The sequence below is a fragment of the Actinomyces israelii genome, assembly GCF_030253495.1.
Lineage (GTDB): Bacteria > Actinomycetota > Actinomycetes > Actinomycetales > Actinomycetaceae > Actinomyces > Actinomyces israelii.
Map to the genome: position 1 here is coordinate 584981 of NZ_CP124548.1, position 23289 is coordinate 608269.

At 68.8% G+C, this 23289-nt stretch carries 19 protein-coding genes, 1 pseudogene and 1 riboswitch; of the genes and pseudogenes, 4 read left to right on the forward strand and 16 right to left on the reverse strand.

Annotation, left to right across the window (positions count from 1 at the left end; genetic code table 11):
• Window positions 1-10: 10 nt before the first annotated feature.
• The 11 genes and pseudogenes from AIF0345_RS02280 to AIF0345_RS02325 all read right to left on the reverse strand — a co-directional run bounded on the left by AIF0345_RS02280 (window position 11) and on the right by AIF0345_RS02325 (window position 11479).
• Window positions 11-601, reverse strand: a complete 591-nt coding sequence (locus AIF0345_RS02280; RefSeq protein ID WP_285297004.1) for a hypothetical protein — start codon at window positions 599-601, stop codon at window positions 11-13.
• A gap of 5 nt (window positions 602-606) precedes the next feature.
• Entirely contained in the window at window positions 607-933 is a 327-nt protein-coding gene (locus AIF0345_RS02285; RefSeq protein ID WP_285297005.1) for a hypothetical protein, read from the reverse strand.
• 86 nt (window positions 934-1019) lie between these two features.
• Window positions 1020-1331, reverse strand: a complete 312-nt coding sequence (locus AIF0345_RS02290; protein ID WP_285297006.1) for a MafI family immunity protein — start codon at window positions 1329-1331, stop codon at window positions 1020-1022.
• Between the two features lie 1051 nt (window positions 1332-2382).
• Window positions 2383-2667: a hypothetical protein gene (locus tag AIF0345_RS02295; protein WP_285297007.1), complete on the reverse strand. Its 285-nt coding sequence runs from the start codon at window positions 2665-2667 to the stop codon at window positions 2383-2385.
• Window positions 2668-2718: 51 nt separating this feature from the next.
• The gene (locus tag AIF0345_RS02300) at window positions 2719-3015 is read right to left on the reverse strand and encodes a hypothetical protein (protein ID WP_285297008.1); all 297 of its coding nucleotides are present in this window, start codon (window positions 3013-3015) and stop codon (window positions 2719-2721) included.
• Window positions 3016-3125: 110 nt separating this feature from the next.
• Window positions 3126-3671 carry a hypothetical protein gene (locus AIF0345_RS02305; RefSeq protein ID WP_285297009.1) on the reverse strand — a complete coding sequence of 182 codons (546 nt, stop codon included), beginning with the start codon at window positions 3669-3671 and terminating at the stop codon, window positions 3126-3128.
• A gap of 345 nt (window positions 3672-4016) precedes the next feature.
• Window positions 4017-4220, reverse strand: coding sequence for an integrase core domain-containing protein (locus tag AIF0345_RS02310; RefSeq protein ID WP_285297010.1), 204 nt, complete (start codon window positions 4218-4220; stop codon window positions 4017-4019).
• A gap of 308 nt (window positions 4221-4528) precedes the next feature.
• Window positions 4529-4660, reverse strand: a pseudogene (locus tag AIF0345_RS16615) (hypothetical protein); the annotation flags it as partial.
• 686 nt (window positions 4661-5346) lie between these two features.
• On the reverse strand, window positions 5347-6042 hold the full coding sequence (locus AIF0345_RS02315; RefSeq protein WP_285297011.1) for a hypothetical protein: 696 nt from the start codon (window positions 6040-6042) through the stop codon (window positions 5347-5349).
• A gap of 8 nt (window positions 6043-6050) precedes the next feature.
• The gene (locus AIF0345_RS02320) at window positions 6051-8492 is read right to left on the reverse strand and encodes an RHS repeat-associated core domain-containing protein (RefSeq protein WP_404975966.1); all 2442 of its coding nucleotides are present in this window, start codon (window positions 8490-8492) and stop codon (window positions 6051-6053) included.
• Between the two features lie 20 nt (window positions 8493-8512).
• The gene (locus tag AIF0345_RS02325; RefSeq protein WP_285297013.1) at window positions 8513-11479 is read right to left on the reverse strand and encodes a DUF6531 domain-containing protein; all 2967 of its coding nucleotides are present in this window, start codon (window positions 11477-11479) and stop codon (window positions 8513-8515) included.
• Between the two features lie 271 nt (window positions 11480-11750).
• Between AIF0345_RS02325 and AIF0345_RS02330 the strand changes: the two genes are divergently transcribed.
• Both AIF0345_RS02330 and AIF0345_RS02335 read left to right on the forward strand, forming a co-directional pair.
• On the forward strand, window positions 11751-13193 hold the full coding sequence (locus tag AIF0345_RS02330) for a hypothetical protein (RefSeq protein ID WP_285297014.1): 1443 nt from the start codon (window positions 11751-11753) through the stop codon (window positions 13191-13193).
• A gap of 48 nt (window positions 13194-13241) precedes the next feature.
• Window positions 13242-14210 carry a PfkB family carbohydrate kinase gene (locus AIF0345_RS02335; protein WP_268918117.1) on the forward strand — a complete coding sequence of 323 codons (969 nt, stop codon included), beginning with the start codon at window positions 13242-13244 and terminating at the stop codon, window positions 14208-14210.
• Window positions 14211-14626: 416 nt separating this feature from the next.
• Here AIF0345_RS02335 and AIF0345_RS02340 read toward each other — a convergent pair whose 3' ends face one another.
• The gene (locus AIF0345_RS02340) at window positions 14627-15451 is read right to left on the reverse strand and encodes an alpha/beta hydrolase family protein (protein WP_268918116.1); all 825 of its coding nucleotides are present in this window, start codon (window positions 15449-15451) and stop codon (window positions 14627-14629) included.
• 178 nt (window positions 15452-15629) lie between these two features.
• Window positions 15630-15715, forward strand: a riboswitch (SAM riboswitch).
• A gap of 4 nt (window positions 15716-15719) precedes the next feature.
• Between AIF0345_RS02340 and AIF0345_RS02345 the strand changes: the two genes are divergently transcribed.
• A complete protein-coding gene (locus AIF0345_RS02345; protein ID WP_268918115.1) occupies window positions 15720-16886 on the forward strand; it encodes a methylenetetrahydrofolate reductase in 1167 nt (388 codons plus the stop codon).
• Between the two features lie 157 nt (window positions 16887-17043).
• Window positions 17044-19500 carry a 5-methyltetrahydropteroyltriglutamate--homocysteine S-methyltransferase gene (gene metE, locus AIF0345_RS02350; RefSeq protein ID WP_285297015.1) on the forward strand — a complete coding sequence of 819 codons (2457 nt, stop codon included), beginning with the start codon at window positions 17044-17046 and terminating at the stop codon, window positions 19498-19500.
• A gap of 83 nt (window positions 19501-19583) precedes the next feature.
• Here metE and AIF0345_RS02355 read toward each other — a convergent pair whose 3' ends face one another.
• The 4 genes from AIF0345_RS02355 to AIF0345_RS02370 form a co-directional block, all read right to left on the reverse strand.
• On the reverse strand, window positions 19584-20504 hold the full coding sequence (locus tag AIF0345_RS02355) for a copper homeostasis protein CutC (RefSeq protein WP_285297016.1): 921 nt from the start codon (window positions 20502-20504) through the stop codon (window positions 19584-19586).
• A gap of 106 nt (window positions 20505-20610) precedes the next feature.
• A complete protein-coding gene (locus tag AIF0345_RS02360; RefSeq protein WP_043563753.1) occupies window positions 20611-20850 on the reverse strand; it encodes a hypothetical protein in 240 nt (79 codons plus the stop codon).
• 229 nt (window positions 20851-21079) lie between these two features.
• Complete coding sequence (locus AIF0345_RS02365; protein WP_285297017.1) at window positions 21080-22321, reverse strand: AGE family epimerase/isomerase; 1242 nt, start codon at window positions 22319-22321, stop codon at window positions 21080-21082.
• Entirely contained in the window at window positions 22318-23151 is an 834-nt protein-coding gene (locus AIF0345_RS02370; RefSeq protein ID WP_285297018.1) for a DeoR/GlpR family DNA-binding transcription regulator, read from the reverse strand. Before AIF0345_RS02370 ends, AIF0345_RS02365 begins: the two co-directional genes overlap by 4 nt.
• Between the last annotated feature and the right edge of the window lie 138 nt (window positions 23152-23289).

Genomic DNA, 23289 nt, shown 5'->3' on the forward strand with positions numbered 1-23289 from the left:
AGGATTCCTCCTAGGGGTGCAGTCCTACTGCGGTCGCGTAGCTGGTGAGCATCTGCTCGGTGAAGCGGTCGACGTACCTGGGTCGCTTGTAGGCTTCGAGGTCCTCGTAGGGCTGGATCTCGCCTCGGGTCTCGAACTCCCATTGGTCGGCGTCGTTCTCAATGAGATTGATCGTGCGGATGTAGCCGAGTTTCGCCTCCGGGCCGAGCACGTAGAACTGGCAGCCGCCGAGCCCGTGGGCGGGATTGGCGGCGGGCGAGGCGGTTGCGATGTAGTAGCCGCGCGTTCTCATTGCGCCTGCCAGGTAGGCAATGAGTTCTCCGACACCGTGCCCGTGTGCGTGGCTGTCGAACATGGCAGTCCAGCCTTCCAGCGCTGTGGAGGTCAGCAGGATCTTAGGCCGAGCCGCGACCATCAGAGGCTGAAGCTTCAGGAGATTGCCCTGCAGCGTTCCGTTGAGCTTGGTGGCTCGTCCCCACATGGTGGGGCCCCCTCGGAAGTATCGTGTCACGGCGCGTGCCACTTTCTTCGGCGTGGCGTCCAGGAAATCGATAGAGTAGGTCAGTGGCGCGAGTCGACCGTCGAAAAGCGTTGTCATCACGGTTCTCAGTCCACCTCCCAAAGGTACACTCTGCCAGCGGGGTCGTCGGTCAGGATGTGGTCCGAATGCTCCGAACACCTGTTCGAGATGGTCGTGTCGACCACCTCGTAGTAACGCGTCCCTCTGTGGGTGTACTGAATGGTCGGCACGCTCATTCCCACACGCCGTCCCTGTGCGTTGACTTGCTGCTGATATAGTCGAAGATCATCGGCCTTGATCGATCGGAGATACTCGATCCAGGCGTGAATCCACTCGTTCTGTGTGCGGCTTTCGCCGACTGTGTGGTTCGCTGGGAGTGGCCGAGGAGGGTCGGGATTGATAAGGCTTGTCATTTCTTCGATTCTCATTCACTCAGTCAGACTCAACTTGGCTCGAGTTGGTAATGGGCTGTCATTTTCGCTTACAGTCAACTTTTCGGTCATGCTGAGGGCGGGTTCTGGTGGTTGTGTCGTGGGGGCGGGTCGGGCCAGAAGAAGATGTCGTCTTCCGAGAATTTCATATCCTCACCCAGCTCCGTCAGTACTTGCTTCTCCTCGTTTGTCGGCTCTATCGCCCCCTCGTAGAGACAGACTATGAGAAGCTCGAATGCGACTCCTTCTTCGCCGTGTTTATGCAGGTCCTCGATCTCGGGCTTGATATCTGGGGACCATCGGTCCTGGTAGCGTTCGGCTATATCGACGATGGCCCTGTAGTCCGGACGATATTTCTTGCGCTTGCGGAAGAAGATCATGTCAATTGTCTCCAGTGATGTTGTTCCTCTAAAATGAGGTATACAATGTCAATCATATCATATCTTGAGTTTTTGCCAGGTTGGGATTGTTTGTAGGGCAAGAGCTGTGGCGGTGATGGCTGTGATGCGTGGGAGGATGGCGTGCCGTGTCGCAGGGGTTTGCGGTGTGTGAAGAGGACGGCCCACTCCGGGTGAGTGCTCGCACGCCGTTGATGAAGCGGCTCGGCCGCTTGCTGTACGAGTCTCTGCCCAGGCTCCTTGGTGGGGACGAGGATACCGATTCCGGCTTCCCGGTGGCAGGGTGGGCAGGATGTGGTCGCACGCGGCGGTGACGATAATGGGCCGGGTCCGGTTCGACTTCGCCGGTCCATACGGGGAACCCTGTGGAACTGGCCGGGACGAGGATCGCCGGTCGGATCTGGGTGGTGATCCTCGAGCGCGCCTGGCGGGCCTCGCGGCGGGTACCGGTAGACAGTGGCCGGGAAGGCCTTGATATCGCGGGCCGAAGTCTTCAAGAAGGCGGCCTTGATTATATCGGTGTAGCTGCCAGGATAGTCTGAGCCCCGCGCGTCGCCGCTCGCCACCAGGAACGTGTGTTGTTGCGCCTGCGTTGCTCAACCAGCTGGCCGGACACGGTGCGATTGGTGGACTTGGGAACTTCAAGGGGACAGCAGGAAAACACGCGGGATTTCCAGTACAGGTTGATTCTTCGTCGAAATCGATACTGCACCGGGCCTCGTGGACGGGATCTATGAGGATTCTGTCGAGTGCCAGTCTTCGGTTTAGCCGTGCGATCTCGCCCTTACTGTCAATCGCGACTGGTTTTCTCATTGATTTGAGGGCCGGAAGAGCGGGCTTCTCGATGTTGAGAGTATTGATGATGGAGTGCTTCCTTCTTTTGTCGAGTTGGGTAGTCCAGGTCGACCAGATGGGAGTCGAGAGGGGCGGGCTGTCAAAATACTCAGGATCGCCGAATTCGGACATTGTGAGGGGGACTGAGTGTTGGCGGTTGAATATTGATAATGTCGCCATCGTGAGTTCCTTTCAAAAATTATTGCCATGTGAACTCGTTGTAGTGGAGGATGGATGCGCCTCGGATCTTCGCTTTCGACGTCCAGCGTGGCAGTGGCATGTTCTCTTCGATGAAGGCCTCGGAGAGGTTGTCATCGGGGTTGCTACAGGATGGCAGCGGGTCGATGAGACCTGGGATGTCGAGAGCGAAAAAATCCATACGTGTGGCGGAAAAGCTGAAATCCCAAGAGACGTCTCCTCCCATTTTTGCGATGAAGCGAAGGCTGCCGCGATACGGGATCATCCAGTGGGAGTCGATGGGCACTCCGATTGGTTCTCTCTGACGGCGGGGGTAGGGGTAGTCGAGGTTGCTGAATCAGCGTCCGATCAAGAGGCAGGTATTGGCCCTGCGGAAGTTGTCCGCTTCCCGATTGTCTAAGAGCAAAAGAACTTCGGCTCGGCGCACGTCGATGAGTATGTCCAACAGGCCGACCTTATTGAGAGCCTCGCCGTCGAAGAGTAAGGGGATTCTTTTCCCTGTCAGTCGAGGAAGCGCGCGCAGGACGGTTGGCGTCAGACGGGGCAGCTGGCGAATCTCGATTTTTCGGTATCGGTACAGAATATGAAATGGGTTCCAAAGAGGTTCGTCATAAGAGGCCTGTTGAATTGTCATGTTTTGTTGTTGGTGTTCAGTCGCTCCGATCCAATCTGTTTTGGTTTCGAGCGAGGATGTCGATTGTGGATGGTTCTGTCAATCTGTGGCGAGCGACACGGGTCTCGGTGTCATGTGGATTCGTCGTGATGACGGCTGGATACGCCCAGGATGTTCACTTTCGAGGTCCAGCGAGGCATGTTCTCTTCGATAAAGGCCTCGGAGACCTCGTCCGCGGGGTCGCCATAGGATGGCAGCGGATCGACGAGACCCGGAACCTCGACAGCGAAGAAATCCATGTGTGCGGCGGAGAAATTGAAATCCCACTGCTGTAGTACCCCCATGTTTGCGATGAAGAGGAGGCTGTTGCGGTAGGGGATCGTCCAGTGGGAGTTGATGGGCTCGCCCAAGGGGCCTTGCGCGTGAGGGTAGGGGTAGTCGAGGTTGTTGAAGTCGCGTCCGACCAGAAGGCAAGCGTTTCCCACGTAGAAGTTGTCGGTGGTTCGGTTGTCCAGGAGCAGGAGGATTTCGGCGCGGCGCACATCGATAATGATGTCAAACAGGCTAGCCAGATCGAGCACCCCGTCGGTATGCAAGGGATCCTCTTCCCCCTCCAGTTGTGGAAGGGCCTGGAGGTCGGCTTGCGTTAGACGCGGCAGCTGGCGGATCTCAATCATGTTGCGTCCATTTGGGCATATTTACTCGATGTGGTCTGGATCTTGAGAGGGTGCCACCGATCATTTTAGTCATTTCGGCCAAAACGGTGGATACTGTCCGAACTCCAAGGGTATGTGCCATGCGGGATCTGACCTTGAGACAGATCTTCCTGTTGCCGGGTGAACGGTCTGGTACTTTCCGTTTGGCAAAGCCTTGGAGTAATTCACGTAACCAGTAGGGTGGGGATATCTTCCTCCTGTAGGCGCCATGACACGCACGGTTGTCACGTCTGGATGAAGTCCTTTTGTCCCTGGTGGTACCGGTGGGCTGCTGGGCGTGTCTCGGACGGCCCTGAAAGCGGTCTTTCAGGCTGCTTGTCTTGTTGCTCGGTGCTCCTCCTCGGCCTCGTCCTGCGTCCTGTACCCTAGAGCGGAGTGGAGTCGTTTCTGATTGTATTCCAGCTCGATCCAGGAGGCAATAGCCCGGATGGCCTTGCTTCTTGTGGAATACACCATCTGATAGGCCCTCTCGTTCTTCAGGGTCGCACCCGCCGACTTCCGCCCAAGCATTGTCCCAGCACACCTCGGTCCTGCCCACCGAAGGGCGAGTGCCGTAGTTCTCCAGGTGCCTGGCGAGCTGCTCGAAGGTGTACTGGCACCCCCGGTCCGAGTGGAATACCGTCTCTCCTGTCGTGTACGGGCATCTGCGGACCGCCATATCGATCGCCTCGCATAACGGAGTCGGTGCGCGTGCTGTCGCCCCAATCGCGTACCCGACTGCTTTCTTCGTGCAGCAGCCTGGGACGGTCGCCAGACAGATCGAGTCCCTCCCCGGGTGCGGATACAGGTGGATGTCGCCCACCCGCTTCACCCCCGGCTCACTGGCGGCGGGGACGGTGGCGCCGGGCCTTTCGGCGTGGCTGCGCGGCCTCCAGGCCCTGCTCAGGCATGACGGAGCGCACTGTGTCCGGGCTCGTCTCAACGCCTCTGCGAGCCAGGGCGGCGTGGACCCTTCGGTACCCGCAGGGTAGCGCGGGAACTGTTGAAGACCCACTCGATCAAGGCGCTGAGCCCCTTATCTGCGTCGTGCGGGTCCTGATGGCCGCCTCCCCGTCCAAGGCGCAGTACCCGGACCTGGATACTCTTAGACAGCGGCACACCGACGGTGATCGGGTAGCCTCCTGTCTACCGCGGTGGACTCAGCGCGGGGCGCCTACCGGGACCCTCTGGGCGAAGGAAGGAAGCCGCTTCTGCCCAGGAGCCCACCTCCCAACTCCTGGCCTCCCGCAGCCAGGCGCGCAGCCTCCTGCTCCCCGCCGACCGCTCCGCACCGACCTCGGAGTTCACGGACTCCGGATGGCCTTTCCGCCATCTCCTGACCCAGCCCCCCACCGCCCCAAGGAACCACGTAAGGCCCCGCCACCTCGGCTATTGTCCGGCCCCTTCGCCCACGACCTCAAGGACCACCCGCCACCCCGAGCTCACTGCCGAGTCCCTGTGCTGCCATGAGCCGATTCAACCTCGCTTCTCGAAACCGTCTTCTTTTCCATCACTGTCCGAGAAACACCAGGCACCTCACCCGGCAGTCCATAGTCTGGGTTTTGAAGGGTGTGCGATCGGCCGACGTTGTCCGTCTGGCGGTGATTCGCCTACAGGGCGGTGCTTGTGTGGACTGCCCTGGCGCTGTGGTGTGTGTTCAGTTGGTCAGGCCGAGGCGGGTTCGGGCTTGGGCGAGGGTGGCGGGGTAGCGGATGGTCTCGCCGTTGGTGATGAGGTAGGAGGGGTTGTGGTAGAAGTCCTCCTGCCAGGGGTGCAGTCCTAGTACGGCGGTGTAGCTGGTGAGCATCTGCTCGGTGAGGCGGTCGGTGCGCCTGCGTTTGGTGTAGGCCTGGAGGTCCTCGTAGGGCTGGGGCTGGCCGGTGGTCTCGAACTCCCACCGGCCGGGGAAGTTCTCGATGAGGTCGATGGTGCGGACGTAACCGAGCTGTTGCTCGGGGCCGAGCACATGGAACTGCCGGCCTCCCAAGGACTTGTTTCCGGTGGCCGCGGCGGGCGGGGCGACGGCGACGAAGCAGCCGCGGGCCTTGAGTTCGCAGGCCATGTGTGAGGCTAACTGGCCCACTCCCTGACCATGAGCGTCTCCGTCGAACATTGCTGTCCATCCTTCCAGGGCGGTGGAGGTCAGCAGGATCCGGGGGCGCGAGGCGATGACCAGGGGCTGGAGCTGGAAGAGGTTGTCCTCCAGGGATCCAGTGAGTTGTGTGGCTTTTCCGCCGTGGTGGACCCGCCGGAAGAATCTGACCATGGCTTGCGCCACCTTCTTGGGTGGCACGTCCAGGAAGCCTATCGAGTAGGTCAATGGCGCGAGCCGGTTACCGAACAGCGCTAACATTATTCCTCCTAATCCACTGTCCACAGGTACACGACGCCGTCTGGATCATTGGCCAGAGTACGGTCGGCGTGCCCTGGTCCTCTGCTCGACACGTTCGTGTCAACCTCCTCGTAGTAGCGCGTCCCTTCGTAAGTGTACTGGATATCCGGACGGTTCTGCCCCACGCGTTGCCGCTGGGCGTTGACTTGGTGCTGGTCCACCCGGAAGTCCGTAGCGCCGATCGACTTGAGATAGTTGATCCTATCCTGCACCCATTGGTTCTGTGTAGGGCTCTTGCCAATCCCGCGGGTTGTCTGTTTGGCGCGAGGGGCAATCGGATTAATACCAATGTCGTTGGGGTTTCGCGCCACTGAGGTGCTGGTGCAGACTTTTGCCGTAGCGCCTTTAAACCTGGTCGACGGTCTCGGGGGTCTGCCAGCTGTTCCTCCTGCGAAGCCTGAGATGGCTCCGTCTTTGGCGCCGTTCCAGGCGCCTTGCCAGAAGTCGCCTCCGGTGGCCAGGGCGCCCAGGCCTCCGGTGACGAAGCCGGAGACTCCGCCAGATCCGGCGCCAATGCCGCCTTGGGCGAGGCGCGATCCGATGGCGGAAGTGCTGAGTCGTGACAGGGGGCCGCCTGCCAGCGGCCCGAGCAGCCCGGCGACCTTGGCGCCGATGCCTCCGCCCAGGGCGCCCAGGGCCCCGCTCATGAGAACCTCGCCGGCGTTGACGGGGTAGCCGGAGCAGGCCTGGTCGATGAGGTTGCCGCCCGCTCCCAGGGCGGCGCCGATGGCGATGGCCGCTCCGATACCGGCCGGGCCGCCGAAGACCGCCAGGCCGACCCCGGCGGCGATGGCCAGGGCGGTACCCCACTTGGGGGAGTTGGCCTTGCGGTACTCGTCCAGCTCTGCGGCGTAGACGGGGTGCAGGCCGGTGGGGTCCAGGAGGTTGGCGGGGTTGTTGCCGGCGTAGGAGTAAGGGTTCCCCGTCCAGCCGGCCCCGGTGGTGGGCTCCATGGGGTCGGGGGACAGGAAGCCGCTGGTGGCGGGGTCCAGGACCCGGGCGCCAGTCCATTCCAGGCCGGCGACGCGCACCTCGCCGCCGGCCCCGATGCCGATGGGGCCGGTGGTGGCCTGCGGGGCGGGCGGCCGGTAGGGGTCGGCCGGGTCGGTGGGGCGCTCGGGCCGCCAGGAGGCGCCCAGCCAGCCCGCCCGGGCGTGGGCGGTCAGGGGCCCAGCGCGCACGACGGAGTCCCGGCCGGTCTGGAGCAGGCCGCCGGAGACGTCGTCGAAGAAGACCCGCTCACTGTTGACCCTGGCGAGCCGGCCCAGAGCATCGACCGTGGTAGTGGTGCGCACCACCCGGTCGTGGTGGTGATCGGTGACGGATGCCAGGGTCCACAGGGGCCCCCATTCCAGCTCCCGGCGCCGCCCGTCGGAATGCTCCTCCCCGGTGCGCCGCCCGGAGCGGTCGTAGGTGTAGGTGACGCTCTCCCGGTCGCTGGTGGCCCGCAGCAGCCGGCCGGCCGCGTTGTAGGTGCGCTTCCAGGTGGTCCCGTCCACCTTCTCCAGGGTCAGGCGGCCCCCGGCGTCGTAGGCCCAGGTATTGGTGCCCTTCGGGCCCGCGGCCGCGGTCAGCTGGCCGGAGGCGTCGTAGCTGTACGCGGTGGTGGCCCCGTCGGTGGTGACCGAGGCGAGCCGGCCGTCCTCGGTGTAGTCCATGACCGACGCCGATGAGCCGCCGTCCCCGGTGCGGGTATGGCGCGTAATGAACCCGTCCGTGAAGGCCCACTCGTGGCTCGTGGCCCCGACGGCGGCGCCCACCAGGCGCCCCGCCTCATCGCGCTCCAGCACCGCTGCATCCATGCCCGGGTGCTCGACGGCGACCACCGCGCCGGCGGCGTCGCGCCGGTAGGTCGTGGCCTCCCCATTGGGGGCCGTGACCCTCACCGGCAGGCCATCGGCGTCGTAGACCCAGCTGGTGGAGGCCGCCGACGCGCCTTCGCGGTCGTGGCGCACCAGCAGACCGCGCGGGTCATAGGACAGGGTGTGCGTCACCGCGCCCCCGGGGTCGGCGAAGTCCTCCACCGTGCTGGTCCGCTTCAGCGCATCCCGCCTCGTGCGGGAGACCAGGCGCCCGTCAGCGCTCAAGGAGGACTCCAGACCGGCCTCGTCGTAGCCGACCTCGATGACGTGCCCGTCGGCGTCGACGTTCTTGATGAAGCGCCCCGCGGCGTCGTAGGAGGCGTAGGAGGTGTTGCCCAGCTGGTCGGTCTCGCTGGTGCAGCGGCCCATCGCGTCGAAGGTGCGGTGGGTCACCCCGCCCATCGGGTCGGTGATTCGGACCGCCCGGCCGTTCTCGTCGTACTCGTAGCGGGTGGTGCCGCCGGCCCCGCCCATGGCCGCCACGAGCTGGTCGGCCTCGTCGTAGCGGAACTGGCGCACCCCGTTGTAGGGGTCCCTGGTCTCCACCACGCGGCCGGCCTTGTCATAGGTCAGCGGAAGGTCCCCGATCCCGGCGCGTGGCGCGCGACCACACGACCGCACGCGTCGTAGCGCGTCCAGCCCCGCTCCGCCGTGGGCCAGGTCTCGGAGACGACCCGGGAGTCGACGTCGTACCCCAGCTCGGTGCGGAAGCCCATCTCGTTGCGCACCCCGGCCACGCGCCCGCAGGCGTCGTAGTCGTAGCGCACGCTCGAGCCGCCGGGGCGGCGGACCCGCACCGGGCGGCCCGCCAGGTTGCGCTCAATGGTGGTGCGCCCGCCGACGGCGTCGACGAGCTCCACCGGACGCCCGACGCGGTCGTAGCGGATGGTGACCTGTGAGCCGTCGGGCAGGACGGTGGCGCTCTCGCGCCCCCACCTGTCCATCTTCACGGTGGCGGACGAAGCGGCATCGCCCACGGTGATCTCGCGGCGCGCAGTGCTGTGGCGCTGGAAGGTGCGCACACCGGCGGGATCGACGGTCTCGTTCAGCCTGCCGAGCTGGTCGTAGTGGCGCGTCCACACCCCGCCGGTCGGGTCCACGGTCTGCCTCAGCCGCGACATGGCGTCATGGGTGAGCTCCCACACCGCGCCGTCGGGCAGCCGCACGCGGCTGACATTGCCCAGATCGTCCAGCTCCTGCTCGACCCGGCGCCCCAGCGGGTCGATCGTCGCGCACAGCTCGCCGTGCTCGCCGTACTCCAGGCCCGTGCGCGCCCCCAGCGGGTTCACCATCGCGGTCATGCGACCGCCGGCGGTGTACTCGTAGCTCCAGCGGCCGCCGTCCGGGTCGGTACGGGAGGCCAGCAGGCCCGCCGGGGTGTAGGAGAAGCGCGTGGTGGCGCCGGAGGGCATGATCATCTCCAGCGGCCGGCCCGACCCGTCGCGGACAATACGAGTCGTATTGCCCTCGGCGTCGATGCAGGCCACGAGATCGCCGTGCGCGTCGTACTCGAAGCGCGCCGTCACGCCGGTCGGGTCGGTGGCCTCCAGCAGGAGGCCCGCGTCCCAGACCATCCGGGTCCGCCCGCCCTCGCCGTCGATGATCTCCGAGGGCTGCTGCTGCGCGCCGGTGTAGGACATGGTGGTGCGGGCGACCTCGGTGCCGTCCTCCAGCGAGACCATGTCGGTCAGACGGTCCAGGTCGTCGTAGGTCAGCCGGGTCATGGCCCTCGACGGCGCCAGCTCGGTGATCAGGCGACTGCGCTGGTCGAACTGGCGTACGGTCCGCCGTCTCTCCGGGTCCGTGGACACGACCAGGTTCCCCAGCCGGTCGTAGGCCATGCGGGAGCAGTTGCCGTCGGAGTCGGTGACGCTCAGCAGCCGGCCGCGGGCGTCGGCCACCCACGTGTTCGAGCGGCCGCCGTCCATGTCGGAGACGGCGGTCACGCGGCCGGAGAAGTAGGCGAAGCGCGTGACGCGCCCGAACGGGGACGTCTGGGTGGACACCCGCCCCTGATCGTCGTAGGTGTTGCGGGCCTCGACCACGCCGTCGGCGTCGATCACCGCGCTGATCAGCCCGTCCTCGTCCCACTCGTAGCGGCGCGACCCCAGGGGGCCCGCGGCCTCGACCAGCCGGCCCTCCTCGTAGCGGTAGACGACCCGCCGACCGTCGTCGGCCTGCACGGCGGCAATGCGGTCCCCGTCCCACTCCACGCCGATCTCGTGCCCGCGCACGTGACGGATGCGCACCAGCCGGTCGGCGTCGTAGTCGAAGGTGATCGTGGCGCCGTCGGTCAGGGTGAAGGACGTCGGCCGTCCCTGCGGGGTGAACTCCCAGCGGGCGCCCGCGCTATTGGTGATGACGCAGCCGTCCTCGGTGACGGACAGCCAGAAGCTCTCATGCGCGGCGCGATCGAAGCCGTCCCTCATGCGCGGGAAGACGACCTCTCGCCCGTCCAGCAGCGTCCAGGAAGCGCCGTCGTCGTCGAACCGCAGGCCGCAGCCGTCGAAGGAGGCCCAGCCGGGGCCGTGGCCGCCGACCTTCTGGCTCAGCGAGGAGTAGGAGCGGGTCCAGCCCAGCAGCGCCGTGCCGCCCTCGTAGCGCAGGTCCTCCTCGTTCTTAACGAAGTTGCCGGTCGCGGTGTTGACCGGGTCGTTCGCGTACCCCGACGTCGGGAGGTTGCCGGTCGCCTCGACGGCCGGGATCTCCAGCTGCGGGCGGTGCAGGGACATGCCGTTGGCCTCCAGGCTCGCGGTGATGGCCGCGTCGGACACCGTGGAGATCGTGCCGCTGCCGCCGGCGGCCTCGAAGTTCGACGCGACGATGTCGGTGCGGGTGCAGTCGTCGTCGTTGGCGGTGATGTAGTTGGCGAACCCCACCAGGACCTGGCTGCAGTCCAGAGTGCCCCACTTGCACGTCTCCTGGAAGGTCTCGACCAGGCCGCCCAGCGTGGCCGGGGTGTTGCGGATCTCATCGGTGGCTCCCCGCTCCTCCGAGGTGAAGCTGCGCAGGTCGTCGGGCAGGGCCGAGGACACCCTGGTGATGCTCGTCCCGACGAGCTCCTGGCGCGCGCCCGCGGGCGAGGAGTCGTATGTCTGGTGCATCTGCTCGACGGGATCGGCCTTGGGCGGGTTCTCGTCGCCATGGAACAGGTGCAGGACGTCGATGCTCTCGCCCAGCTTCTCCAGGTCCGAGCGCCTATCGCGCCTGCTCCTCCACTCCCTGGCCGCGTCGATGCGCTCCTGCTCCTGGCGCGCGTCCTCCTCCAGGTCCCGCACGCCGGTGGCCACGTCCCGCAGGCGGCCGGCCAGCAGATCCGCGTCGTTGTTGGCCGTCTGGATGTTGTCGGCCCACAGCTCCGCGTAGTACCCCTCGAACTTGGTGCCGTACCTGGACTTGCGGTTATTGCGCGGCTCGACCTGATCCTCCACCGTGGTCGCCGCCGCATCGAGCTTGGCGGCGAGGTCGCCGCTGACGCCGTAGTCCCACACGACGTCAGATGCCGCCTTAAGGTCTTCAAGGCTCGGGTCGCTCACGTCGGATCCTTCCTGAGGCAGGGCTGAAGGGATCTCACCCAGCCTAACCGAGTCGTCTCCGTATGCCTAGGGGCTTGACTCCGGGACTCCGGGGCGGTCTGGGCCGGGCTGGGTCCCGCCGCCGCTGCCTCCGCCGCCCCCCTCGTCGAGATCGGTCCGGTTCCGCACCGATCTCGGTGAGGGGAGCGGGGCTCCGCCCCTGCCCGGCCTCGCCCGGCTCCGCCCCTGCCCGCCCTTTCGCCACGTGAGCTCATGTGGCAGGCTCAAGTGCATGGCAGGTCCTGACCAGTCTCAACCGGTCTCTTACGGCATCGTGCCCGATCCGAGTCAGCCCGGCCAGGCGGCCTCGTACCCGACCGGGCAGTACCCGCCCGCCGCGGGGCGATATGCGGCGGCTCCCGCGTCTCCGACCGGCTACGGCGAACCGAAGCCTCCTCGGAGGAGGCGCACGGTCCTCGTGGTCTCGCTGGTGGTGGTGCTCGTACTGGCCGTCGTCGCCGGTACCGGAGCCGTCCTGCTGCTGCGCAATAGGGTCGGCAGCAATGACGCCCCCGGCTCCGACAGTACTGCCAGTGCCGACAGCACAGACGCAGCGAGCTCGGGCGGCCGCTGGTCGAGCGCCTGGCTCGACGGGTTCGAGGAGGCGTGGGCTCTGGACGCCCCGCCCGCCTCCGGCAAGAAAAGGGCTATGTCCGTTAAAGTCGCGGAGGACAAGCTCATCCGCACGGTAAGCGCTTCCAAAACCACCACTGTGACGGTGTTTCAACTGGGAGACGGACAACCCGATCAGCTCTGGGAGGAGGATGTCAGTGGCTCGACTCTGTGGATCACCGTCTGGAAGAACTGGATCGTCGTCGGAAACACCCTGGTCGACATCGACTCCCGTGAGCACACCACGGCGCCGTGGGCCGAGAACGCCCTGGTGTCCTCCTCACACGAGAGCGCGATCGCCTGCGTCGACACGACATGCACCATGTGGACCTCCCCGACCGAGAAGAAGTGGGAGGCCGAGCTCCCGGAGACCACCTCGGTTCGCGTCCTAACGGACAGTGAGGTAGGAGGCTATGCCTGGGCCGAGGGCACCGGCAAGTCCCCTGACTACATAGTCGACCTCGATGCCGGAAGCTCCAAGAAGCTGGAAGGTGCTGAAGGAGGGTCGTCGCCCTACGCGCTCGCCGACGGGTGGGTGGTCTACGGGGCCGGCCGGCAGTCAGCGGCCGTTACCCTCTATGAGCCCGACGGTACTCTCCGTGAGACGTTCCTCTCCGATGCCGGTGGATCGGACGACGATTACCCCTGGTCCCCCGAGCCTTTCACCCTTGACCAGGCGCGCAGCTGGCTCAAGGACGGGGACACGTCCTGGGCTCCGGGCACGTACTCCGTCTCACAGACGGATGCGTCATGCGAGTCAATCACCGTTGCCGGTAACGATATCGACCTCGGAGAAGACAACTCGTTGACTGGGCGCAAACGGGGCGGGTGCTCCGTAGCATCTCCGATTCAGGTCATCTATCACGCAGGAGACGGCCAGATCGCCACCTTCTATGAGCATCGGCACCGGGACGATGAGGTCTTCCTCCACCTCGTCGACATGGCCACCGGCCGGGCATCAGACCCGATCCCCCTCGGTGATTACTCGAGCTACGACGTCAAGAACGACGTGCTGATCGTGCACGACGAGGCCGGCGGCATCAAGGCCTACCGACCGGCATAGCGGCCGGGCGGTGCAGCGAGTCCTCGAGAACAGGTTGAGGAGCTGAAAATGGGCCGACCGCCGTCGACCACCCGTCCCGTCGGCTTGTTCTGCGGGCTCGCCGTCGTCGACGTGATCCAGCTCGTCCAGGCGCCGCCCGGCCCCGACGACAAGATCATCGCCCTGGACCAGCTCATCGCCGCTGGTGGCCCGGCCACCAACGCCGCCGTCGCCTTCGCGGCCCTCGGCGGCCGCGCGATCCTGGCCGCGCCCGTCGGCGCCGGGCCCCTGGCCGAGCTCGTAGGCGCCGACCTGGCGGGCACCGGCGTCGAGCTCCTCGACTGCTCTGACTGCTCCGACCGCTCCGGAGGCTCCGACAGCGCCGGACCCGCCCCGGGCCTTTCGGTCTCCTCATGCACCATCACCGCCGGGACCGGCCGGCGCTCCGTGATATCCACCAACGCCCGCGCCGCCGTCGACACCGCCCCGCTCGACCGGCACGCCGCGCGGATGGCCTGCGGGCAGGAGCCCCCGCCCGACGTCGTCCTCATCGACGGGCACAACCCGGCCCTCGCTTGCGCCGCCCTCGACCTGGCGGCCCGCGCGGGCGCGCTCACCGTCATGGACGCCGGGTCGTGGAAGGACCCGGCGGCGGACCTGCCCGCGCGCTGCGACGTCGTTGCGGCGTCGGCCCGCTTCTACCCGCCTGGGCCCGCGGGCCCCGTGACGGCGCCGCAGGACGTCGCGCGCTGGCTGCTCGACGCCGGTGCCCGCGGCGTCGTCATCACCCGTGGGGAGCGCTCGGCCCTGTGGTGGGCGGCCGGCGCCCGAGGCTCCGTCCAGCCGCCGCAGGTCGAGGCGGCCGACACCCTGGGCGCCGGCGACGTCTTCCACGGGGCGCTTGCCCTCGCCCTGGCCGGCGCCCGGCGAGACCAGGTCACCGGGCCCGTGCTGAGTGCCGCCGTGGAGCGCGCCTGCGCCGTCGCCGCGGCCTCGACCACGGCCTTCGGGACGCGCGCCTGGCTGCACCAGGCCTGAATGAGTGGTCCCAACGGGGCGTGGGCCTGGCTCATGGCCCTTCTTCGTCGAGATCGGTCGTACCCCGGCTCGAGATCGGTTCAAGACGCCGGCCTGACGCCGGCCTGACGCCCACCGTGCGCTGCGGCCCTATCAAAAAGGTGGCTCCTACGCACTTTTAACCCTGACCCTCGCCCCGTCCTCGCAGCAGAATCGCAGAATCACGCCGATCTTCGCCGCGCCCAAGACCGCGGCCCACCTTAAAAGTGCGTAGGAGCCACCTTTTTCCGGTCGAGGCCGGCTTCTCGGGGCCTCCCGGGGCTCTCGGAGGGCCCCGGAGAGCCGATGGAGGTCCGGCGGCGGACACTCGCTGAACTTCCGGGACCGAGTTCGACGGAAGAGGCCGCGGAGGTCGGGTCAGGAGCGCCCGCGGCGCCTCAACCCAGCCGGTGCGTGACCCAGTCGATCGCCAGCTGGGCGACCTCGGCGTGCGCAGCCTTGGCGTTGTCGCAGCGCACCTGCTGGAGCCGGCTACCGTCGCGCAGCAGAGGGAAGCCCTCGGTGGCGGCTTCGGCCGTGCCGGGGAACTCGTCGGTCAGGGCCCCGTAGAGCATGAGGATCGGCCACGGCAGCCCCGACATGGTCTTGTCCGGCGACTGCAACGAGACGTCGGCCAGGGTCTCCTTGCTCAGCACGTCCCAGCTGCGCGAGTTGGGGTTGTCGTCGGGGAGGCGCGTCAGGCCGTGGCGGTCGAGCTCGTCGAGCTGGGCGGGGGAGAAAACGTTCTCCCACAGGATGGAGTGCGGGCCCACCACCGCACCCACGACAACGACGGCACTCACCTGCTCGGGCCGGGCCAGCAGCGCGGCGGTCGCCCCGAGGCCGTTTGCGTGGATGGCCTGCCGGGTGAAGCCCCGGTCCGCCAGCCAGCCGCAGACGGCCTGGATGTCCTCGACCTCCCCGGCGAGCGTGATGACGTCGTCGTCAGACTCGCCCAGGCCGGAGAAGTCGAACTGCAGCGTGGTCAACCCCGCCTTCCGGTACCGGGCGGCGAGATCATCGAGACGGTGGGCCAGCCCGTGCCGGTCGGTGAGGAAGTCGTGGGCCAGGACGACGACGCCCTCGGATCGGACGGGCACGTCCCGGTCCGCCTCCAGGGCGGCATCGAGCGCAGGGACGTCCAGCGGGTCGGCTGTATTCGCCACACACAGGGTCGCGGCGAGGGTGATGCCGCGCGCTGTAGCGATACTGATGTCCGTCATGCGGTAAACCTAGGGCAGGCGCCCACAGCGGTCACGGCCCCTGGATGGGGAGCACTTGGATTGCGCTGGCAGCGTGAAGTGTTTACAAGACGCGATCGACCACATACCGACTGCTCGATCATTATCCCGACTGACGGACGCCGGCATCCGACCCGCTGGGGCGCGGTACACTCGTGTTGTTCCATCCAGAGCGGCTGAGAGACCCGGCTCGACGACGCCGCAGCAACCCCATGTGGCGGGTGCTTCCGCCGGGACCGATGGAGACCGAATGACGATCGAGCCCACCGACCAGACGAGCGACGCCGACGGCGCCCTGCCGCAGACGGCGCGCCCTGCCGCACCTGGCGCCGTGCCCGCCCCGCACGCGCCGCAGACGGCGCGCCCTTCCTTATCCCTTGAGCTGTTTCCGCCGCGGCCCGGGCGCCACGTCACCCAGACCTGGGGCGCCCTCGACCGGCTGCTGGCGACGGGCCCCGACTTCGTGTCGGTCACCTACCGCCCCTCCTTCGTCATCGGCGGCACCGGCTCCCGCACTGCCGGCTCCGGCGTCTCCAGCGCCGCCGGCGTCGCCGGCGCGGCCCCGCCTGTGCGCGTGCGCCGCGAGCGCAACCCCGCCGAGGACGTCGTCGCCCACGTGCTGTCCCGTTCCGACGTCCCCCTCATGGCTCACCTGACCTGCATCGGCTACCGCAGGGACAGCGTCGTCGAGATCGTCCGCCGCTTCCTCGACCTGGGCGTGCGCCGCTTCCTCGCCCTGCGCGGCGACCCGCCGCGGGGCCGCGCCGCCGAGGACGTCGCCGGCGAGCTGCCCCACGCCGACGACCTGGTGCGCGTCATCCGCGAGGTCGAGTCCGACTACTTCGGCGACGGCACCCGCCACATCCAGATCGCCGTGGCCGCCTACCCGGCCGACATCGACCACGGCACCGGCGTCGAGGTGCTGGGCGCCAAGCAGGCCGCCGGGGCGGACCTGGCCATCACCCAGGTCTTCTACGACCCCGAGGACTACCTGGCGCTGCGCCGCGCCGCCCTCTACTCCGGGGTCACCATGCCGATCCTGCCGGGGATCATCCCGCTGACCGACCTGAGGCGCCTGACCCGCCTGGAGGCCCTCACCGGCGTCGGCGTCCCGCCCGACCTGGTGCGCACCCTGGAGCGCTCCGACGGCGCGGCCGCGGCCGCCGCTGGCATCGACGCTACCCTCAACCTCGCCTCCGCCGTGCTCGACGGCGGCGCCCCCGGCGTCCACCTCTACACCTTCAACCGGGTGCGCCCGGCGCTCGACGTCATCTCCCACCTGCGGCTGGGCGGCATCCTCACCGGCTCCTCCCCGGACACCGCCGTCCAGCGCGAGGTCCGCCGCGACTACCTCAACGCCACCCCCGGCGGCGACCGGGGGCCGAGCGGTCGAATGCCCGGGGCGGCGAGGTCCTGAGGCGGTCGCCCGCCGCGTCTCGCCGCCCCTGTGACCCGGACCGCGTCCGCGCCGCGCCCGCGCAGGCTCCGCCCTCGAGCCAGGCCGGCGCCTAGGCTCTGGTCGCGTACGCGGTCGTCCCGCACCTTCGCCGATGAACCCCAAGGAAGCAACGCTCATGACCGTCCCCATCAGCCCCCTGCCCGCCGCCACGATCCTCGGCTACCCCCGCATCGGCCCCGACCGCGAGCTCAAGCGCGCCGTCGAGTCCCACTGGAGGGGTGCCCTGGACGTCTCCGGGCTGCGCGAGCGCGCCGCCGCCCTGCGCGCCGCCACCCGCGCCCGCCTGCGCGATCTGGGCCTGACCGGCGCCTCCGCCGTCCCGGCGGACTTCACCTACTACGACCAGGTGCTCCAGGTCACCACAGCTTTCGGGGCCCTGCCGCGGCGCTTCGCGGACCTGCGCGGCGGCGCTGGCGGCGGCGCACAGGGCGCTGGTGGGTTCCCGGGCACCTCCCTGCCGGGCTTCTTCACGGCCGCCCGCGGCGAGGGCGAGCGCGCCGCCCTGGAGATGACCAAGTGGCTCGACTCCAACTACCACTATCTGGTGCCCGAGCTCGACGCCGACACCCCAATCGACTACGTCCCCGGCTTCGGCGCCGTCGACCCCACCGACGGCCCGGTCGCCCAGGTGCTGGAGGCGCTGGGCGCCGGCGAGGAGGCGCCGCGGCCCGTCGTGGTCGGCCCGGTCACCTACCTGCTGCTGGCCAAGGCCGCCGACGGCGCCCGGGCCGGCTTCCGGCCCCTGGACCGCCTGCGCGACGTGCTCGGCGCCTACGGGCACCTCCTGGCCGACCTGTGGGCCGCCGGCGCCGAGTGGGTCCAGCTCGACGAGCCCGCCCTGGTCAGCGACGCCTGGGACGTCCCGCGCGAGGCGGTGCTGGCCGCGCTCGCCGACGCCTACACGTGGATCGCCGCCATCACCGAGCGCCCCCAGGTGCTCGTGGCCGGGACCTACGGGTCACTCGGCGACGCCCTGCCCGTCCTGGCCGGCACCGGCGTCGAGGGGGTCGCCCTCGACCTCGTGGCCGGCCAGACCCCCCCGGCCGACGACCTCGCGCTCCTGGAGGGAAAGACCGTCGTCGCCGGCGTCGTGTCGGGCCGCAATATCTGGCGCACCGACCTGGAGGCCGCCCTGAGCGCCCTGGAGTCCCTGCGCGACGCGCTGCCGACGGGTGCGCCCGTGGTCGTGGGCACCTCCACCTCGCTGCAGCACGTCCCGCACGACGCCGGGCGCGAGACCTCCCTGCCCGACGACATCCGCTCCTGGCTCGCCTTCGCCGACCAGAAGGTCGCCGAGGTCCGCATCCTGGCGCGCGGGCTGGCCGAGGGGCGTGGGGCGGTCGCCGGCGAGCTCGCCGAGGACACCCGCCTGCGCGCCGAGCGCGCCGCCCATCCCGGGGTCAACCGCGGCGAGGTGCGCGCCGCCGCCGTCGCCGTGACGGACGCCGACCGCGCCCGCGCCCCCTACGCCGAGCGCAGGGCCGCCCAGGAGGCGCGCCTCGGCCTGCCGCTCCTGCCGACGACGACCATCGGCTCCTTCCCCCAGACCTCCGAGATCCGCAGGGCGCGCGCCGCCCACCGCCGCGGCGAGCTGGGCGCGGCCGGCTACGAGGACGCCATGCGCGCCGAGATCAGGCGGGTGGTGCGCCTCCAGGAGGAGATCGGCCTGGACGTGCTGGTCCACGGTGAGGCCGAGCGCAACGACATGGTCCAGTACTTCGCCGAGCTCCTCGACGGCTTCGCCGCCACCGAGCACGGCTGGGTCCAGTCCTACGGGTCGCGCTGCACCCGCCCGTCCATCCTGTGGGGCGACATCTCCCGGCCCGAGCCCATGACGGTGGCCTGGAGCTCCTACGCGCAGTCGCTGACCGACAAGCCCATGAAGGGCATGCTCACCGGGCCGGTGACGATCATGGCCTGGTCCTTCGTGCGCGACGACATCCCGCGCGCCCAGGTCGCCGACCAGCTGGCGCTCGCCCTGCGCGCCGAGGTGGCCGACCTGGAGGCAGCGGGCATCGGCGTCGTCCAGGTCGACGAGCCCGCCATCCGCGAGACCCTGCCGCTGCGGCTGGCCGACCGGCCCGACTACCTGGGCTGGTCGGTGGGGGCCTTCCGCCTGGCCACCGGCGGGGCGGCGCCCGCCACCCAGGTCCACACCCACCTGTGCTACTCCGAGTTCGACGTCGTCATCGACGCCGTCGACCACCTTGACGCCGACGTCACCAGCATCGAGGCCTCGCGCTCGCGCATGGACATCCTGCCGGCCGTGGCCGCCCACGGCTTCGAGCGCCAGCTCGGCCCGGGCATCTGGGACATCCACTCACCGCGCGTGCCCAGCGTCCAGGAGTGCACCGAGTTGCTGCGGCGGGCCGTGGCGGCGCTGGGGGTTGAGAAGCTGTGGGTCAACCCGGACTGCGGGCTCAAGACGCGCGCCTACGCCGAGACCGAGGCGAGCCTGCGCCACCTGGTCGCGGCGGCCCGCGCCGTGCGCGCCGGCGCGGGCGGCGCGCACGGCGCCGTGGGCGTCCCCGCGGCGTCGCCCGCGGACGCCCCCGCTCGCGAGATCGGTTGATCTCCGCGTCGAGATCGGTTCACTTCCGGCTCGAGATCGGTTCGTTCGATGGCGAGTCGATCTCGGCGAAGGGGGGAAGGGGGTCAGTGCAGGGCGCGAGCCACCTCGACGGCGCGCCGCACCTGCGCCTCCTCGGTGCGTTGCGGCTCCTGCCACGTCGCTCCGGGTACGGAGCAGCGCATGTGGACCTCGCGCACCCCGCTGGCCTCCACCACCTGGGTCACGGAATCCGGACGCACCGAGCCGGCCGCGACCACGCGGGGTCCGCCATTGTCGTGACCCGCAGCGACCATGCCGCGCAGGGTCTGCGCGCCCTCGACGGCGGTAGCAGCCCCGCCGGAGGTCAGCACGTAGTCGACCCCGAGCCCGCCCAGGTCCCCGTAGGCCTCGATCAGGTCGCGCGTGATGTCGATGGCCTTGCTGAAGGCGACGGGCGCGCCCTCGGCGAGGTTGACCAGCAGGCGCAGCAGACCGCGGTCGATCGTGTGCTCCTCGGTCAGCGCGCCCACGACGAAGCCGAGATCGACCGCCGGGGGCAGCTCCGGCCCGGCCCCGCCGACCCGCTGGGGGCGCGTGAACTCGCTCATCTGCCGCGACAGCGCGGCGATTCGCCGCACGTCGGCCATCATCGCCCGGGCCTCGTCGGCGTCGAAGACGAAGGAGCCGCTGCGCGGGCGGATCATCACGCGCAGGCCCAGGGGCGTTGCCGCCGCTCCGGAGGCCCAGTGGGCGCCCGCCACCGCCCGGCGGTGCTCGATCTCCTCGGCGGCGGCGAAGATGGCGGCCTCGACCGCGCCGATCGACGGCGTCGTCCCGCCGGCGGCGAGGTTGTCGCACAGCTCGGCTCGGTCGGCGCCCGCGCGCGCGGAGACCCGGACGCCTTCGACGTCCTCCACGCAGGTCTCGACGACGACGTGCGACGGCTCCCTCCACGAGAACCGGGAGTCTGCGGCAGAGGGGTGGCGGAGGGAGGGTGCGGCCAGTGAAAGCGTCGTTGCATTCATGGGCTGAGTCTGACATGTCTGGGCACGAGACGGAACTGCCCGCTGGCCCCACGGGGCCCGGCGGGCGGCGCCTGCGCCCGAGGCCTTGAGCCCCGGGTCCGGAGCCTCAGACCTGGCGGGAGCTCGCGGCGGGCTCTCGCGGCTCGACCGTGTCGCTGGCGGCGATGACGTCCGTCGGCTGCGAGACCAGCTTGTCGGTGTCGACGGCGGAGACGTAGTTGCGTCCGCCGAGCAGGACCCCGAACAGGACGAGCAGAGTTGTGCCGAGGAGGACGAGCACCTGGAGGACGCTGATCCCTTCAACGGCGGAACGGATACGGGCACTGCGTGTCAGTGACGCGGACATGAGAGCCTTCCAGTCGTGATCAGGCGGAGCGGGCGCCCCGCTGCTCCACTATGACAGCGAAGCAGTCTGTCCAGTGGGAGGAGCGGCGCTGAGTGTCGGCTGTGAGCCGGTGGCGCCGCCAGGGCCGCGACGCACCGCTGAACGATTGACTTTCAGCACAGGCGCGGGGCGGCGTCGTGCCCGGCCCCGCAGGATGCGGGGCCGACCGACCTGCCCGCCGGCGACCGGGTCAGCCCCGGCCCGTGCGGCGCAGGATGCCGTCGGCGAACGCCGGTGCGACCGGAAGCGTCCCGATCACCATGGCCTGCAGGGCGTGGTAGATGTCGGGCTTGCCGGACCAGGTCCCGCTCGCGGGACGGTTCTTCGAGTCGAGCTCCTCGCGCCACTCGCCCGGGCGCTCGATGAGGTAGGTGCGCGCCCAGGATGCGAACGCGTCGACGTCGAGGTCGTAGGAGGTGTCGCCCGTGCTCTCCCGGAGCGTCTCGGCGGCGCCGATCGCCTCGCACAGGACCCAGTACATGCGCTGCGCCACCACCGGGCGGCCGTCGAAGTCGACCGTGTAGACGAATCCGGGCTCCCCGTCCGGCCCCCATCCCTCAAGCAGCGCCTTGCGGTACATGTGCTGGGGGATGACGTCCAGCCTGGCGGGGCAGGCCAGGCCCCGGGCGGCGCAGGCGGTGCGCACCTCGACCATCAGGCGCGACCACTCCAGCCAGTGCCCGATGGTCGAGCCGAACGGGCGGAAGGCGTCGGCCGGGACGTCCCGGTTGTAGTCCAGCAGCGGCGACCACGACTCGTCGTAGTGCTCGGGGAGGCGGAAGTCGTGCTTCTCGAACTGCTCGGAGATGCGCGAGGTGATGCGCAGCGCGCGCTCGAGGTGGAGCACGTCCCCGGTGGCGGCGTACGCCCCCAGGAGCGCCTCGACCGTGTGCATGTTCGCGTTCGCCCCCCGGTAGGGGTCCACCGCCATCGTCCCGGGCGCGCGGGAGTCCACGACCATCCCGGCGTCCTCGTCCCACCACAGGCGCTCGAAGGCCTCCAGCCCCGCCTCCAGCAGCTCGTCGGCCCGCGGCACCCGGGCCAGGAGGGCGGACGCGGCGGCCAGGACGACGAAGCTGTGGTCGTAGGAGACGAGCGGCCCCGCCGCGGGGGCGCCCTCCAGCGCGACCTGCGATCTCCACGCCCCGGCCTCCCGGTCGCGCAGCGGCCCGTCGAGCAGGGCGACGACGCCGTGCGCCGCGAGGTCGGGCCCGCCCACGTTGTCGGGGTCCCCGCACGCCCCGATCAGGCGTCCCAGCGCGAAGCAGTGGGTCATCCGCCCGGTGATCCACAGGTGGATCCCGCGGGAGGAGTCCACGGAGCCGTCGTCGGCCAGCCAGCCGAAGCCTCCCGGCACCCGTGAGCGGCTTCCGAAGCGCAGGAGCCGGCGGGCCTCCTCGTCGAAGAACCGGCGGGTCGTGGTACTGGTCATGAGTCCTCCTTGACTCGGTGCCTGTCCCGGCGGGCGGCGTCGGGCACCAGGACCTCGACGGAGCTCTCCGCGAGGGCCTTGCCCAGCGCGCCGGTGGGAGCCGTGCTGGTGATGAGGTAGTCGGCGATCTCGAGCGCCCCGATCGTGGCGAACAGGCGGCGGTCGAGCTTGGTGGAGTCGGCCAGGATGGCGACCTTCCTGGCGCGGGAGGCCATCTGCGCGAGCATGGCGGCCTCGTCCAGGTTGGTCGTCGAGATGCCCCCGGCGTCGATGGCGCCGACCCCCAGGAGCGCCAGATCGACGCGGATGTCCGTGGCGACCCCGGACACGGAGCTGGCGAAGACAACGGGTCCCACCGTCACCTGCCCGGACAGGCGGACGTGCCCGCCGATCACGTACAGGTCGCGGCAGGCGTCGGCGCTGATCTCCGCGGGCACGCGCAGCGAGTTGGTCACGACGATGAGCTCGCGCCGGCTGCTCAGGTGCCGCACGAGGGCGAGCGTCGTCGTCCCCCCGTTGATGAAGAGCACGCTCCCGTCGGCGACGAGCTGGGCGGCCGTCAGGCCGATCTGCTCCTTCTGACCGGGCTGGAGCCGCGAGCGGTCGTCCAGCCCGGTGTCGTGCCAGGGGATCGCCGAGTTCGACATGGCGCCCCCGTGGGTGCGGATGATGACCCCTTCGGAGTCGAGCTGGTCCAGGTCGCGGCGGATGGTGTCGGCGGAGACGGCGAAGTGCTCGGCGAGGGCCGCGACCGTGACCTGGCCGTGCCCGACGACGTACTTGGCGACGTCGGCCTTGCGGCCGGCCGGTAGTCGTGATGCATCGCTCATGGGGGCAGCCTAGCGGATGAATGCATGTATGTGCCGATCACTGCGGGTGTGATACGGAAGTTGCGGTCGACAAGCGCAAAAAGTTGCGCTATCGTTTCCATTGGCGGCAGGTTCCAGCAAAGAAGCGCACTATGCCGC

Coding starts and splice junctions, on each gene's coding strand:
- AIF0345_RS02335 (WP_268918117.1), top strand. CDS start 13,242: ATGGGCCGACCGCCGTCGACCACCCGTCCCGTCGGCTTGTTCTGCGGG.
- AIF0345_RS02330 (WP_285297014.1), top strand. CDS start 11,751: ATGGCAGGTCCTGACCAGTCTCAACCGGTCTCTTACGGCATCGTGCCC.
- AIF0345_RS02370 (WP_285297018.1), bottom strand. CDS start 23,151: ATGAGCGATGCATCACGACTACCGGCCGGCCGCAAGGCCGACGTCGCC.
- AIF0345_RS02300 (WP_285297008.1), bottom strand. CDS start 3,015: ATGACAATTCAACAGGCCTCTTATGACGAACCTCTTTGGAACCCATTT.
- AIF0345_RS02310 (WP_285297010.1), bottom strand. CDS start 4,220: ATGCTTGGGCGGAAGTCGGCGGGTGCGACCCTGAAGAACGAGAGGGCC.
- AIF0345_RS02285 (WP_285297005.1), bottom strand. CDS start 933: ATGACAAGCCTTATCAATCCCGACCCTCCTCGGCCACTCCCAGCGAAC.
- metE (WP_285297015.1), top strand. CDS start 17,044: ATGACCGTCCCCATCAGCCCCCTGCCCGCCGCCACGATCCTCGGCTAC.
- AIF0345_RS02305 (WP_285297009.1), bottom strand. CDS start 3,671: ATGATTGAGATCCGCCAGCTGCCGCGTCTAACGCAAGCCGACCTCCAG.
- AIF0345_RS02355 (WP_285297016.1), bottom strand. CDS start 20,504: ATGAATGCAACGACGCTTTCACTGGCCGCACCCTCCCTCCGCCACCCC.
- AIF0345_RS02365 (WP_285297017.1), bottom strand. CDS start 22,321: ATGACCAGTACCACGACCCGCCGGTTCTTCGACGAGGAGGCCCGCCGG.
- AIF0345_RS02340 (WP_268918116.1), bottom strand. CDS start 15,451: ATGACGGACATCAGTATCGCTACAGCGCGCGGCATCACCCTCGCCGCG.
- AIF0345_RS02290 (WP_285297006.1), bottom strand. CDS start 1,331: ATGATCTTCTTCCGCAAGCGCAAGAAATATCGTCCGGACTACAGGGCC.
- AIF0345_RS02360 (WP_043563753.1), bottom strand. CDS start 20,850: ATGTCCGCGTCACTGACACGCAGTGCCCGTATCCGTTCCGCCGTTGAA.
- AIF0345_RS02315 (WP_285297011.1), bottom strand. CDS start 6,042: ATGTTAGCGCTGTTCGGTAACCGGCTCGCGCCATTGACCTACTCGATA.
- AIF0345_RS02345 (WP_268918115.1), top strand. CDS start 15,720: ATGACGATCGAGCCCACCGACCAGACGAGCGACGCCGACGGCGCCCTG.